Origin of the sequence: Achromobacter sp. K91, assembly GCF_003576205.1 — a bacterium.
Classification (GTDB): Bacteria; Pseudomonadota; Gammaproteobacteria; order Burkholderiales; family Burkholderiaceae_B; genus Achromobacter; species Achromobacter aegrifaciens.
Genome location: NZ_QWFB01000002.1, coordinates 67,496 through 80,655, shown reverse-complemented (window position 1 = coordinate 80,655; position 13,160 = coordinate 67,496). Strand labels below are relative to the sequence as shown.

The 13,160-nt window shown below is 67.2% G+C and carries 12 protein-coding genes; 1 reads left to right on the top strand and 11 read right to left on the bottom strand.

Annotated elements, in window-relative coordinates; genetic code table 11:
• Positions 1 to 137: 137 nt before the first annotated feature.
• On the top strand, positions 138 to 1,049 hold the full coding sequence (gene gcvA / locus DXK93_RS00540; protein WP_054450403.1) for a transcriptional regulator GcvA: 912 nt from the start codon (positions 138 to 140) through the stop codon (positions 1,047 to 1,049).
• On the opposite strand, the gene DXK93_RS00535 is transcribed toward gcvA, so the two are convergent.
• The 11 genes from DXK93_RS00535 to DXK93_RS00485 all read right to left on the bottom strand — a co-directional run bounded on the left by DXK93_RS00535 (position 1,012) and on the right by DXK93_RS00485 (position 13,056).
• A complete protein-coding gene (locus DXK93_RS00535; protein ID WP_119449033.1) occupies positions 1,012 to 2,382 on the bottom strand; it encodes an alpha/beta fold hydrolase in 1,371 nt (456 codons plus the stop codon). The two genes, gcvA and DXK93_RS00535, sit on opposite strands and share 38 nt — an antisense overlap.
• A gap of 61 nt (positions 2,383 to 2,443) precedes the next feature.
• On the bottom strand, positions 2,444 to 2,896 hold the full coding sequence (locus DXK93_RS00530; RefSeq protein WP_088138916.1) for a VOC family protein: 453 nt from the start codon (positions 2,894 to 2,896) through the stop codon (positions 2,444 to 2,446).
• Positions 2,897 to 2,919: 23 nt separating this feature from the next.
• Positions 2,920 to 5,148 (bottom strand): thiamine pyrophosphate-dependent enzyme, encoded by a 2,229-nt coding sequence (locus tag DXK93_RS00525; protein WP_119449032.1) that lies wholly within the window; start codon positions 5,146 to 5,148, stop codon positions 2,920 to 2,922.
• A gap of 12 nt (positions 5,149 to 5,160) precedes the next feature.
• Positions 5,161 to 5,979: an ABC transporter ATP-binding protein gene (locus DXK93_RS00520; protein WP_054450398.1), complete on the bottom strand. Its 819-nt coding sequence runs from the start codon at positions 5,977 to 5,979 to the stop codon at positions 5,161 to 5,163.
• A gap of 36 nt (positions 5,980 to 6,015) precedes the next feature.
• On the bottom strand, positions 6,016 to 7,098 hold the full coding sequence (locus DXK93_RS00515) for an ABC transporter substrate-binding protein (protein ID WP_119449031.1): 1,083 nt from the start codon (positions 7,096 to 7,098) through the stop codon (positions 6,016 to 6,018).
• Positions 7,099 to 7,166: 68 nt separating this feature from the next.
• Positions 7,167 to 7,985, bottom strand: a complete 819-nt coding sequence (locus tag DXK93_RS00510; protein WP_054450394.1) for an ABC transporter permease — start codon at positions 7,983 to 7,985, stop codon at positions 7,167 to 7,169.
• Positions 7,973 to 8,863, bottom strand: a complete 891-nt coding sequence (locus DXK93_RS00505; protein ID WP_233564474.1) for an ABC transporter permease — start codon at positions 8,861 to 8,863, stop codon at positions 7,973 to 7,975. The genes DXK93_RS00510 and DXK93_RS00505 overlap by 13 nt, the downstream gene beginning before the upstream one ends.
• A gap of 1 nt (position 8,864) precedes the next feature.
• Complete coding sequence (locus DXK93_RS00500) at positions 8,865 to 9,854, bottom strand: alcohol dehydrogenase catalytic domain-containing protein (protein WP_054450392.1); 990 nt, start codon at positions 9,852 to 9,854, stop codon at positions 8,865 to 8,867.
• A 24-nt stretch (positions 9,855 to 9,878) separates the two neighbouring features.
• Positions 9,879 to 10,640, bottom strand: a complete 762-nt coding sequence (locus DXK93_RS00495; protein WP_233564473.1) for an SDR family NAD(P)-dependent oxidoreductase — start codon at positions 10,638 to 10,640, stop codon at positions 9,879 to 9,881.
• A 19-nt stretch (positions 10,641 to 10,659) separates the two neighbouring features.
• On the bottom strand, positions 10,660 to 11,973 hold the full coding sequence (gene hisD, locus DXK93_RS00490; protein ID WP_119449029.1) for a histidinol dehydrogenase: 1,314 nt from the start codon (positions 11,971 to 11,973) through the stop codon (positions 10,660 to 10,662).
• A gap of 30 nt (positions 11,974 to 12,003) precedes the next feature.
• Positions 12,004 to 13,056: an ABC transporter substrate-binding protein gene (locus tag DXK93_RS00485; protein ID WP_054450387.1), complete on the bottom strand. Its 1,053-nt coding sequence runs from the start codon at positions 13,054 to 13,056 to the stop codon at positions 12,004 to 12,006.
• Positions 13,057 to 13,160: the final 104 nt, after the last annotated feature.

Below are 13,160 nucleotides of genomic sequence, written 5' to 3'. Positions count from 1 at the left end.
AGTTAAATTCACAGCGTGTTCCGGGACGGCATCCGCCGCCCCGATTTCCCGGTATGCAACCTTGCGGCGTATTCCAGCACGGGGCGGACGCCGGGGCCAGGCATCATTTCTAGCGACTGTTGTGAGGTAATTTCACAATGAAACCCAGACTGCCGCCGCTGACGTCCATCCGCGCCTTCGAATCGGCGGGCCGCCAGTTGAGCTTCACCCAGGCCGCGGACGAGCTATCCGTCACGCATGGCGCCATCAGCCATCAGATCAAGGCGCTGGAAGACTGGTTGGGTGTGAAGCTGTTCCGCCGCCTGGGCAAGAAGATCGAACTGACGGATCAGGGCCGGCTCTATCTGGACACCATCAGCCCGGCGCTGGACGCCATCGCCTCGGCCTCGCGCAGCCTGCGTTCGCGCGAGGTGCTGCGGGTCAATGCCCTGCCCACCTTCACCATGCGCTGGCTGTTTCCCCGGCTGGCCCGGTTCCGTGAGCAGTATCCCGAGGTGGAGGTGGAGATATCCACCGGACTGGAGCCCTTCAGCCGCCTGCCCGCGAATCTGGACGTGGTGATCCGGCGCGAGGCCGAGCCCACCCCCGGCCTCTACAAGCGCCGTGTGCTGAACGAGAGCTTCTTTCCCGTATGCGCGCCCGGCCTCCTGCAGCGGCTGCCGCTGGAACGCATCACCGACCTGTCGCGCCACACCTTCCTGCACTGCCGCGCGCGGCGCAGCGCCTGGAACGACTGGCTGGCCAGCGTGCAGCACAGCCGGGTCGTGCCGGCCGAATCGCTGGAGCTCGAACACCTGTACTTCGCCCTCCAGGCCGCACTCGACGGCCTGGGCATGACCATAGGCTATTCATCGCTGGTGGCCAGCGACATCGAGGACGGCCGGCTGCTGGCGCCCTTCGGACCGCTGACGGTGCAGTCGCCGGGCTATTTCCTCATCATCCGCGAAGAGCGCCGCCACGACCGCTTGCTGAAGACCTTCTGCGACTGGCTGATGGTGGAAGGCGAACGCTTCAACAAGCATATGGAGACGCTGGTGCCTGGCGGGTGAAAGCCTCCAACACGATATCCGCCACCAGCTTGCCGGCCTCCCATTGCGGCATGTGGCCGGCATCCGGCAGCAGGTGCAGCGCGGTCCTGGCCGGTGCGTTCAGCGCGTGGCGCCATGGGATGACGGCGTCGCGCCGGCCGTGGATCAGCGTGCAGCGGCATTGCAGGCTGGCCAAGTCGGCCGCGATGCTCAGTTGCTGCACGCCGTTCCAGCCTACTTCCCGGCATAGCTCGATCAGGGGCTCGCGCCGCGCCTGCGTGCTCTGGCGCAGGGCGTCGATGAAGTTTCCCGACGGCGTCATGCCGGAGACGGTGAGTTTCTTCAGCTCGCGCTGTGCCGCTTCGTTGGTGCCGGCATGCGTCATGCCCGTCAGAAAGCTCTGGTCGATTTCAGTGCCCAGGCCGACCGGCGCGATCAGCACCAGGCTGTCCACGGCCATGCCGGGGCGGGACGCCGCCCGGGCCGCCACCGCTGCGCCAAAAGAATGGCCGATCAGGTTCACGGAGCCGATGCACTGGGATGCGACCGTGTCGGCCACCGCATCGACGATATGCTCGAAGCGCGTGGCCTGCGAACGCGTGGCGCCATGGCAAGGAAGATCCATCGCCAGCACGCGCAGTCCGGCGCGGCTGAGCGCATGCGCCAGGCTGGCCCAGGCGTCGCGGTCGCCGAACATGCCGTGGATCAGCACCGCCGTCTGGCTGTCCGGACGGCTCCCCTCCCACACCGTGAACCGTATGTCGCCATGGCGGGTAGCCGCCCAGGCTTCGCGCTTTGCTCCTGGCGCGCCGCGGGCCAGCATGCCCTCCTGTCCGTGGCCGCTTGCCAGGCCGACATCCGCCACCGTCACGCGACCGTTGGGCCCGGTCCCCGCAACCGCGTCCAACGCGATACCGCGCTCGGCCGCGACGCGGCGGGCGGCAGGGGTGGCGAACTTGCGCGCTCCTGAAGGCTGCGCGAGTGGACGCACCAACGACGGCGACGCCGCCGGCGCCCGCGCGGCGGCCGGGGCGGCAGCGGCCGCCGCAGGCGTTGCCGCTGTGGGTTGAGCCGGCACGCCGGCCGCACTCGCCACCGGCGCAGCCTCGCCTTCCATCTGCACGCGTGCGATCACCGTATCCGCGTTGACGATGCCGTCCACCGCGACCAGATGCTCCACCATGATCCCGTCGTCGTGCGCGGGCACCTCGATGATGGACTTGTCGGTCTCGATTTCGACCAGCACGTCCCCCGTCTTGAAGGCCTGGCCAGGCGCCACGATCCAGGCGACCAGGCGGGCGGCGTCCAGGGCCTCGCCCGTCGGCGGGACGACCATATCCAGCGTTCTCGTCATGCTTGTTCCTCAGAAGATCGATGCGCGCGCCCCGGCCGGCGGAGCGTGACGCAGTGCGGCGTCAGGCCGCCGGATTCATGAACTGGATGAACTCCGTGATGGCGCCTTCAGGCTCCATCAGATAGAACACCTTGGTGCGCCCTTGCCGCATGACGCGCGGCGAAGACACGCTTTCATAGCCGGCGCGCGTGGCCTGCTCGTATACGGCATCCACGTCCTCCACCTCGAACGCCATGTGGCTGTAGCCGAAATCGCATTGGCGGCGCGGCTGCCTGTCGCCGTCCGGCGTGTAGTACTTGAACAGTTCCACCCGGTGTCCGCCGTGGCGCAGCATGGCCCAGCGTATGGTCGCGCCCGGCAGGCCGACCACTTCGCCCAGCGCAGGCTCGCTGCGGTGGTCCATCTCGCCTTCCAGCTCGAAGCCAAGAAAGCCGGTGTAGAAATTGCGCGCGCGTTCGAAATCATTGACGCAGACAGCCGTGTGATGCGTGGCAAGCAGTTTGTCTTTGAGCATTTTTCTCTCCGATGGCGTCCGGTTCAGCGGGCGCCGCCGCGGCGGCTGTCCATGGATTTCAGGGCCGTCTCCACGGCCTGCGCGTCCGCCAGCGCGGCGCGCTCCAGCACCTTGGAGACCACGGGCGAGGAATTGGCGCCCGTGACGTGTACGATCTCGTGGTCCAGCCAGTCGAACAGCCTCGACTGCGCCTCGCTCGCGACCCGCGAGCCGATCGAGGTGCCGCGGGTAGTCTGCTCCACGATCATCAGCGCCTGCGTACGCTTGACGCCGGCCGCGATGGTGTCCCAATCGATGCCCAGCGGATCCAGCGTGCGCAGGTCTATCACCTGGGCATCGATGCCCGTGCGCTCCGCCGCCTGGCAGCAGACCTCGACCATGACGCCATAGGTCAGGATGGTGCAGCGCGCGCCCTCACGCGCCACCCGGGCCCGGCCGATGGGCACGATGTAGTCCCAGTCCTCGGCCGGCACCTTGCCCACCGTCTTGAACAGGTCGTTGTATTCCACCATCAGGACCGGATCGTCGCAGCGCAGCGCGGCATTGAGCAGGCCGATGTAATCGTAGGGACGCGACGGCGCCAGGATGCGCCACCCTGGATACTGAGCAAACAGGCCACTGGCGTCCATGGAATGCTGCGAACCGTAGCCGGTGCCCGCCGTGACCCGGCTGCGCACCAGCACCGGCACCGCGAATTTGCCGCCGAACATGTGGCGCACCTTGGCGATCTGGTTGAACAGCTGATCCGCCGCCACCAGCGCGAAGTCGGGGTACATGATCTCCACCACCGGCCGCATGCCGTTCAACGCCGCGCCCAGCGCCAGGCCGGTGAAGCCGTTCTCGCAGATGGGCGTGCCGATGAGGCGTTCCGGAAAATGGTCGCCGATGTCCTTGGTAGCGCCAGCCGTGCCGCCTTTCAGGCGATGCACATCCTCCCCCAGGATGAAGATGCCGTCGTCGCGCTGCATGTTCAGCAGCATGGCGCGCGAAATCACGTCCTGGAACTTGGCGTCCGCCAGGCTCGCTGGCGTCTGCTCCTCCAGCTCGATGGCGCGCTGACCCGCGAGTTCGCCCAGGTTGCCGCGGATGCCGCTGTCCACGCTGGCCGGGTCCGGCCACAGTTCGGGCCGGATGCGTTGCGCCGCCTCGTCGCCGTAGTGCTCCAGCAGCCGCCCTAGCGCGCCGTCTATCAGTTCTTCCGCGCGGCGCTCCAGGCGGGCGATGCCGGCATCGTCGATCAGGCCCAGCGACTTCAGCTGCTCGGGAAACGTCGACATGGGATCGCGCGCGCCCCAGGCTTCTTCCTCGTCCTTGTCGCGGTAGCGGAAGGCGCTGCCCTTCAGCGCGCCCGACTGGTGCAGGTAGCGGTAGGTCTGCGCCTCCAGCAGCACCGGCCCGCCGTCGCGGCGGATGATGGCCCGGGCTTCCTGCATGGCCAGGCGCGCAGCGACCACGTCCATGCCGTCGAACTCTATCGCCGGCACGCCCAGGGACAGGCCGCGCGCCGACAAGCGGGTTTCGCGGGTCTGTTCCGACACGTGGGTGGACACGGCGTACAGGTTGTTTTCCACGAAGAAAATGGTGGGCGTGTTGTAGAGCGCCGCAAGGTTCATGGCCTCGTAGGCCGCCCCGCTCTGCATGGCGCCGTCGCCGAAGAAGGCCACCGACACATGGTCGCGGCCGCGCAGCTTGTCGGCAAAGGCGTAACCCACCGCATGCGACGGATTGCCGCCCACGATGGCGTTGGACCCATAGATGCCGGCCTCGGGATAGCGCAGATGCATGGAACCGCCACGGCCGCCGCAATAGCCAGGCGTCAGGCCCAGGATCTCGGCATAGGTCCGGTAGACCACCTCACGGTGCGAATCCAGCGTTTCCGAGTCCAACGGCGAATAGTCCGCCGATGTGGCGTGGTTCAGCGCCTTGGCAAGAAACTGGTGGTGCATGCGGTGGGTGCCGTTGATCTTGTCGGCCGACTCCAGCGCCGACATGGCGCCCACGGCGGCGCCGTCCTGGCCGATGCTGGAATGCGCCGGACCATGCAGGATGCCGGCCACGCTGAGCTTCAGCAGCTTCTCTTCGAAGCGCCGGATCAGTATCAACTGCTCCAGCATGCGGACCATCTCGCGCGGCGCGATGGCCCCCGCATCCGCGGCGGTGGCGGTAAGCCGCCACCACGGCGTGTCGGTGTGCAGGGCGGCAAGCCGCGAGGGTTTCGCGGCAGGCGCCGCGCCTTCATTGATGTGCTTCATCTACGCTTCCCTTCAGTGAGCCGCGGCCAGGGCGGCATCCAGCGGTTCGGTTTCCTGCGCCCGCAGCAGCTTCCAGATGTGCGTGCGCAGGTGCACGAATGCCTCCATGTCCATCACGTCCTCGATCCGCTCCATGCTGTCCCAGTCCTCGCGCTTGCGCACGTCGGCCACGTTGATGATTTCCTTGATCTGTCCCGGGCGGCCGGTCAGCACCACCACGCGGTCGGACAGATACACCGCTTCTTCCACGCTGTGGGTGATGAACAGCACGGTGCGCGGATTGAGGCGGGACAACTTGACCAGTTCTTCCTGCATGACCACGCGGGTCTGGGCGTCCAGCGCGCCGAAGGGCTCGTCCATCAGCAGCACGTCGGGATCCAGCGCGTAGCTGCGGGCGATGGCCACGCGCTGCTGCATCCCGCCGGACAGCTGGTGCGGATAGGCCTGCTCGTAGCCCGCCAGGCCCATCAGTTCGATGTAGCGCGCCACGGTCCGCGCCCGCGCCTCGCGCGAGGCGCCCTTGCACTTCAAGCCGAAGCCGATGTTCTCGGTCACGGTCTTCCAGGGAAACAGCGCAAACTGCTGGAACACGACGGCGCGGTCCGGTCCCGGTTCCTCGACTTCCTTGCCACCCACCCGCACGCTGCCGGCCGAGGGAAACTCCAGGCCGGCTGCCATGCGCATCAGCGTGGTCTTGCCGCAGCCAGACGGTCCGACGATGGAAACGAACTCCCTCTCGCCCACCTCGAAACTCACGTCGTCCAGGGCCAGGAAGCTTTCCCCGCCCCGGCTGAAAGTGCGCTGCACCCGCTCGAAAGTAATCTGACTCATGCTTGCGTTCCTTTGTTGAGAGCCGCGGCCGCCGGCTTACCTGGCGACGTCGGAGACGAAGACCCTGAGCTTGGGATCGTCCTGGATCATCTGCAGATACTTGCCCGTGACCATGGTCTTGGGATCAGGGATCTTCTTGACCACGCCCACGGACACCATGAATTCCCCCACGCTGTTCCACCACTCCACGATCTCCGAGGACCCGCCGGGGCCCGGCGCGAACAGCTTGGTCTGCTCCGCCAGGTCGAAAGCCGGACGGTCGCGCAATTCCTGCGCCAGGTACTTGTCGGGGAACTTCACGCCCACGCTGCCGAAAAAGGCTTTCAGATACGCCTTGGCCTCCTCGGGATGCGCGCGCTGCCAGGCCACCGCGCGCAGGTAAACCGCCAGGAAGCGGGCGACCTTGTCGGGATGCTTCTTGGCGAAGGCCGGCGTCGTGAACAGGTAGCTGTGGATAGGCATTTTCAGCTCGGCGCCAGTACAGATCACCTTTGCGCCTATGGCCTCTTCCAGGATGTAGGTGTTGGGCGCCCACACCGAGGAAATGTCGTACTTGCCGCTCATTACCGCGGCATTGATGTCGGGCGGCGACAGGTTCACGAAGCGGTAGTCGTCGGGCTTGAGGCCGAACTTCTGTGACAGGCATTGCGCCGCGCCCCACTGACCCGTGGAGTTGCTGGTGACCGGAATGGTCTTGCCCTTGAGCAGCGCCGGGTTCTTGAGGTACTCATCCGCCCGGTCCTTGGTGGCCATCAGCGTGATGATGGCGGCCTCGCCGTCGGCGATGCCTATGGTCTGTAGGCCGTACTTCGACGCGCCCAGCAGCGACGGAATATTGCCCGCCCCGCCCACGTCCCATGAACCGGACGCGCCCGCCGCGATTTCGACCGCGCCGGAAGCAAAGGTCGAGATCTCAGGCTTCAGGCCCACTTCCTTCCACCACCCCTTCTCGCTGGCGATGTACCACTCCAGCGCCCACCGCTGTGGCTGCTGCCCGATGCGGATGGTGAACAGTTCCTCGCCCGCCGGCGCGGCCTGGGCCGTCGCCTGTCCGGGTCCCCCCAGCCAGCACCCGATCACGAGCGCTGCCAAGGCCTTGAGGCCTTTGTAGTGTTTCATCTGTCTCTCTCCGGTATGAAATGACGCTGCCTGCACTGCCTGCCTGTGCTTCCTCCTTTTTTCCCGGGTCAGCGCGACCAGTCGCGCTGCACCCTGCGCTGCAAGGCGCGCATGCCGTAGTCGATACCCGCGCCTATCAGGCCGATGGTGATCATTCCGCTGATCACGATGGCGGGTTCCAGATTGCTGCCGCCCTGCACGATCATGTAGCCCAGCCCGGTCGAACCCACGATCAGTTCCGCGCCGATCAAGGACTGCCAGCCGAACCCCGCGCCGACGCGGATGCCAGCGACGATGTGCGCCAATGCGGCCGGCAGCAGGATTTCCGTCAACGTCGCCCAGCGCCCAGCCCCCAGCATCTGGCCGGCCTCGATCAAGGCGCGGTCGATCTGCCTGGCGCCGCGATAGGCGTTCAGTACACAGGGCGCGAAGGCGCCGGCGAATATCACCAGGGTGGGCGACAGGAAGCCCGTGCCGAACCAGAAGATCGCGAACGGCACCCAGGCGATTGGGGGAATGAAGCGGAAGGCTTCGAACACCGGCGTCACCGCCCAATCCAGCGCCTTGAAACGCCCCATGAACAAGCCCAGCGGGACACCAAGCAGGACCGCGATGGAGAAGCTGATCAGGAATTTCTCCAGGCTGGCCAGCAGATGCATCTGCAGCACCGAGCCCGCATAGGGTTCGCGCGTGTGCTCGGCCATGCTGCGCAGCACCGTCAGCGGTCCAGGCAGGAAGGCCGGCGATACCAGGCCCAGCCCGGACAGCAATGCCCAGCCGCCGAACAAGGTGGCGATGCCCAGCGCCGGCATCAGCCAGCGTTCGAGCACGCGGCGCGACACGAGGGCGTGCGCGCGCGACGGGCCGGCGCGGTTCAGGCTTTCCATGGCATCACCTTGCGTTCGACCTGCGCCAGCAGGGCCGACATCAGCATGCCCATGCCGGCCACGGCGGCCATGGCCACCACGATCATTCCCGAGTTCAGGTCGCGGGTGGCGATGATCAGCACGTGGCCCAGGCCGACGAAGGAGCCGACCAGCTCGGCCGCCACCAGCACCATCCAGCAAGCCTGCAACGAGGTCCTCAGGCCCGTGAAGATGGCGGGCAACGCGCCTGGAACGATGACGTCCAGCAGCATCAGGCGGCCCGCCGCGCCATTGACCCGCGCCGCCTGGAGCAGCGTGTCGTCGATGTTGCGCACGCCGGTGTAGGTATTGATCACGGTCGGCGCGAAAGCTGCCAGCCAGATGACGAAGACCTTGGCGCTGGTGCCCAGCCCGAACCACAGGATGGTCAGCGGAATCCAGGCGATGGGCGCAATGGGACGGACGATCTGGAACACCGGATTGACGTAGGCCTCGACCAGCCGGTTCTGCCCCATCAGGATCCCCAGCGGCACGCCCGTCAGCGCCGCCGCTGCAAACCCGTACAGCACCAGTCCGGTGCTGGCCACGATGTGCTGCCACAGCGTGCCGTCGGCATAGCCGTCCCCTGCGATCTCCAGTAGTGCGTCCCAGGCATCGCTGGGCGACGGCAGCTGCACCGGACTCAACAATTCCAAAGGGCCGGTGGCCAGGTACCAGGCCAGGAGCAGCGCCGCGACCGACGCGCCGCTGACCAGCCAGCGCAGGGACAGGCGTCGACGCACCGGCGCGGGTGGAGGGGCGGGAGGCCTGGCGACGGTCATGGCGGCACTCCGATCGAGCAGGGCCAGGGCGGCCGGTACGCCCCCGACGACGGGCGGGGAAAGAGGATGGCGGGCCATGTCAATGCGTCCTCAGCACGATCTTTGCCGACGCCGCGCGTCCGCCATCGAGGTCAGAGAAAGCCCGCGCGCCCGCGCCCAGTTCGCGCTCCTCGATCCAGGACAGGTCGCCGAAGACGCCGCGATGCAGCGCGTCCACCGTGGCGCGCAGATCCGCGCTGGTGTAGGTATAGGCGCCGATGAGGGTGATCTCCTCCAGCGTCAGCCGCCGCATGTCGATCTCGCTGGCCCAGTCCTGCAGGCCGATGTGCAGCATGACGCCGCCCGGCTGCACCGCGGCCAGCGCCGCGGCGCGCGTGAGCTTGCCGCCTACCGCGTCCACCACCAGTTCATATGCGCCCGGTTCGGGTGCCGCCTCGCGCGGATCGAAGGCCGTGCAGCCCGCGTGCTGCTGCGCCGAAGCGCGCCGCAAGGGATTGGTCTCCGCCAAGCTGACGCGGCAGCCCTGGCTGCGCAGCAGCAGCGCCGTCAGGAGGCCTATGGCGCCGCCGCCCACGACCAGCGCGCGGGCTTCGGCCAATGGCCGGAACAACGCCCGCTGCGCCAGCGCCACGCCGTGCAAGGCCGTGGCCGCGGGTTCGGTCAGCGCGGCCGCGGCGGCCGGCATGTCCTGCGGCACGGATATCAGACAGCGTTCGGGTATGGCCATGAACTCGGCGAAGGCGCCGGGACGCGTCATGCCCACCATGCCGCGGTTGCGGCAGAGATTGTTGCGGCCCTGCACGCAGAAATCGCACTGGCCGCAGTGGATCAGCGGATTGCCGGTGACCCGCTGGCCGGCGCGGCTGCCGCCCACCAGCGTGCCGACGAACTCGTGGCCCAGGATCAGCGGCGGATTGCGGCGGGGATCATGCCCATGGTAGGCATGCATGTCCGAGCCGCAGATGCCCACGGCCTCGATGCGCAGCAGCGCATCGCCGTCCGCTGGTGCGGGATCGGGTTCATCGCGGAAGGTCAGCTGGCCGGGCGCGGTGTAGACAAGGGCTTTCATGGCGAGGCTCCATGGAGATACCGGTCAGCGGGCCGAAAAGCCGCCGTCTATGAACAGGGTCTGCCCGGTTATGTAGGCCGACGCCTCGCTCGCCAGGAACACTGCCGCGCCGTGCAGGTCTTCCAGCCGGCCATTGCGGCCGATCATGGTGCCGCCCGCCAGGGCCTGCACGCGGGCCGGGTCGCTCATCACGGGCGCGGTCAGCGGCGTCTCGAAGAAGCCCGGCGCGATCGCGTTGCAGGTGACTCCGTGGCGCGACCAGTACTCGGCGATGGCTCGGGTCAGCTGCATCAGGCCGCCCTTGGACGCGCCATAGGGCGCGCTGTCAGGAAAGGCGCGCACGCACTGCAGCGAGGTAATGTTGATGATGCGGCCCCAGCCGCGTTCGCGCATGGCCGGCGCCAGCGCGCGGGTCAACAGGAACGGTGCGGTCAGGTTGATCGCCAGCGAACGGTCCCAATCATCGTCAGCCGTGTCCTCGAAGGACTTGCGCACATTGATGCCCGAGGCATTGACCAGGATGTCGGGCGCGCCGAAAGGTTGCGCCGCGCGGTCGGCAAAGTCGCGCAACGCATCGCGGTCGGCCAGATCGCAGGGCAACGCGCGCGCACGCAGGCCTTGCGCTTCGAATTCGCTGGCGGCGCAAGCCAGCTCGTGCTCGCGCCGCGCCACCAGCACCACGCTGGCGCCGGCCCGCGCCAGCGCCAGGCCAATGGCCCGGCCTATGCCGGAACTACCGCCGCTTACCAGCGCGACGCGGCCGTCGAGGTCGAACAGGCGGGACATGTCATTCTGCATGATGGCTTTACTCCCGCACGGGTTCGCCCAGTTCGAAGGACTCTTTGGGGAAGTACTTGGCCAGGCGGTCGTCAGCCGTGCGCGCATGCGCTTCCATGCCTTCCAGGCGCGAGATCCGCGCCGTCACCTGGGCGGTGTCACGGCTGGCCTGGCGCGTCATGCGCTGCCAGGTGACGGTCTTGATGAACTTGTGCACGGATAGGCCGCCCGAATAGCGCGCCGCGCCCTTGGTGGGCAGGATGTGGTTGGTGCCGCTGGCCTTGTCGCCGAACGCCACCGTGGTTTCCTCGCCCAGAAACAGCGAGCCATAGCAGGTCAGATGCCGGAACCACCAGTCCAGGTCTTCGCAATGGACCTCCAGGTGTTCGCTGGCGTAGCGGTCCGAGACCTCGACCGCCTCTTCGCGCGTATCGCACAGCACCACCTCGCCGTAGTCGCGCCAGGCGGCGCCGGCCGCGTCCCTTGCGGTGGGCGGCAGGGCCGCGATCAGTTCGGGCACTTGCTTGAGCACCGCTTCGGCCAGCTTGCGGTCGGTGGCGATCAGCCAGGCCGGTGACTCGTGGCCATGCTCGGCCTGCCCGACCAGATCCGAGGCGACGATAGCCGGGTCCGCCGACACGTCGGCGATGATGCAGACCTCCGAAGGTCCGGCGAACACGTCGATGCCCACGCTGCCGAAGAGCATGCGCTTGGCTTCCGCCACGAACTTGTTGCCCGGCCCGACGATGATATCGGCCGGTTTGCCGGTGAACAGGCCATAGGCCATGGCGGCGATCGCCTGCACGCCCCCCAGCGTCATCACGGCATCCACGCCCGCCACCTGCATGGCATACAGCACTTGCGGATGTATGCCCTCGCCGCGGTACGGCGTGGAGCAGGCGATGACCATGGGCACGCCGGCCGCCTTGGCGGTGGCAATACTCATGTAGGCCGAAGCGATGTGCGCGTAGCGCCCGGTGGGCACATAGCAGCCCGCCACGTTGACCGGTATCAGGCGCTGGCCCGCGACCAGGCCCGGCGCGAGTTCCAGCTCGAACTCGCGCACCGAAGCCATCTGGGCCTGCGCGAACTTGCGCACCTGGCCGGCGGCGAACTCGATGTCGCGCTTGATGCCGTCGGGAATGGACGCGGTGCGCCGTTCCATCTCGGTGGCGCCGACCAGGATGTCCCCCTCCCATTTATCCAGCCGCCGGGCGTAGTCGCGCACCGCGGCCTCGCCGCCCGACTTGATGTTCGCCAGCATTTCGGCGGCGACCTCGCGCGCGGCGGCCTCGTTGGCCTGGGGCTGCCTGGACGCGGACTTGAGCTTGCTTACTGCCATGGTATGGCCTCGCGGAAGAATGGATGAAGCTCAGTTGGTCTTGTTGGCGAAAGTCTTGAGCGCCGGGGTCTGGTCGACGCGCTTCATGTAGTCGTCCGTGATGTAGGCCTTGGGGTCCGGCACCTCGGTGAGCGTGCCCACGCTCTTCAGGTAGCCCGACAGCGCCTCGTAGGCGTTGTCCAGCGTGGACTTGCCGCCAGTGCGCGACATCAGCTTGAGCTGCTCGTCGAGCGTGAAGATCGGCCGTTCCAGCTCCTGTCCCAGGTAACCGTCGTTGAGCTTGATGCCGTTGGCCTGGAACAGCTTGCGCAGGTAGCCCATGGCTTCCGCCTTGTTGTTCTTCTCGAAGCTGACGGCCCGCAAGTACACCGCCAGGAACTTGGCGACCGCGTCCGGATTCTGCTGGGCGAATTCGCCGCGCGCCACCAGCGCGCCAGGAATCATCACGCCCGCGTCCTTGCCGCTGCACACGACTTCCGCGCCGATCTGCTCGTTGAGCGTGTAGAAATTGGGCGCCCAGGTGCCGGCCAGCATGCCGTTGCCGCCGGTGTAGGCGGACACCAGCTGCGCCGGGGCCAGCGTGACCACGCTGACATCGCTGCGCTGCATGCCCCATTTCTTCAGGCAGGCCATGGTGGCGTATTCGCCCGTCGAGTTCGGACTGAGGAGGATCTGTTTGCCCTTCACTTCCTTGGCCGCGTTGCTGCGCACGGCGGCGGCGTTTTCCTTGCGCGCCATCACGCCGTTGGCGGTCGATTCGTCATTAGTGACGCCGAGGGTCACGATGCCATAGCGCTGCGCGCCCAGCACCGCGGGCGGCGACCCCGTTCCGCCCACGTCCCAGGACTTGGATGCGGCGCCGGCAATCTGCTGCGCTCCCGCCGGATACACCACGAACTCCGGCTTCAGGCCGGCTTCCGCCCACCAGTTCTTTTCCGTAGCGATGTAGATCGGCAGCGCCCAATAGGCAATCTGGTAGCTGACCTTGATGGGAGTCGGCGTCTGGGCCGACACGGACGGGCTCAACAACAAGGCGCCCAGCGGCGCCAGGCACAGACCCAGGATGCGGGGGATTCTCGACATGCTTAGTCTCCGATAGTGGATTCCGGTCTGCATGCGCGAGCTGCCGCGACATTCCCCGGATAGCAGGCCCGGATCTGCGTCCGGGCTCGTTTTTTGAAAGCGCA

Excerpts from the sequence above, each read along its gene's own strand:
- gcvA (WP_054450403.1), top strand. The coding sequence starts at position 138 with ATGAAACCCAGACTGCCGCCGCTGACGTCCATCCGCGCCTTCGAATCG.
- DXK93_RS00535 (WP_119449033.1), bottom strand. The coding sequence starts at position 2,382 with ATGACGAGAACGCTGGATATGGTCGTCCCGCCGACGGGCGAGGCCCTG.
- DXK93_RS00530 (WP_088138916.1), bottom strand. The coding sequence starts at position 2,896 with ATGCTCAAAGACAAACTGCTTGCCACGCATCACACGGCTGTCTGCGTC.
- DXK93_RS00525 (WP_119449032.1), bottom strand. The coding sequence starts at position 5,148 with ATGAAGCACATCAATGAAGGCGCGGCGCCTGCCGCGAAACCCTCGCGG.
- DXK93_RS00520 (WP_054450398.1), bottom strand. The coding sequence starts at position 5,979 with ATGAGTCAGATTACTTTCGAGCGGGTGCAGCGCACTTTCAGCCGGGGC.
- DXK93_RS00515 (WP_119449031.1), bottom strand. The coding sequence starts at position 7,098 with ATGAAACACTACAAAGGCCTCAAGGCCTTGGCAGCGCTCGTGATCGGG.
- DXK93_RS00510 (WP_054450394.1), bottom strand. The coding sequence starts at position 7,985 with ATGGAAAGCCTGAACCGCGCCGGCCCGTCGCGCGCGCACGCCCTCGTG.
- DXK93_RS00505 (WP_233564474.1), bottom strand. The coding sequence starts at position 8,863 with ATGGCCCGCCATCCTCTTTCCCCGCCCGTCGTCGGGGGCGTACCGGCC.
- DXK93_RS00500 (WP_054450392.1), bottom strand. The coding sequence starts at position 9,854 with ATGAAAGCCCTTGTCTACACCGCGCCCGGCCAGCTGACCTTCCGCGAT.
- DXK93_RS00495 (WP_233564473.1), bottom strand. The coding sequence starts at position 10,640 with ATGTCCCGCCTGTTCGACCTCGACGGCCGCGTCGCGCTGGTAAGCGGC.
- hisD (WP_119449029.1), bottom strand. The coding sequence starts at position 11,973 with ATGGCAGTAAGCAAGCTCAAGTCCGCGTCCAGGCAGCCCCAGGCCAAC.
- DXK93_RS00485 (WP_054450387.1), bottom strand. The coding sequence starts at position 13,056 with ATGTCGAGAATCCCCCGCATCCTGGGTCTGTGCCTGGCGCCGCTGGGC.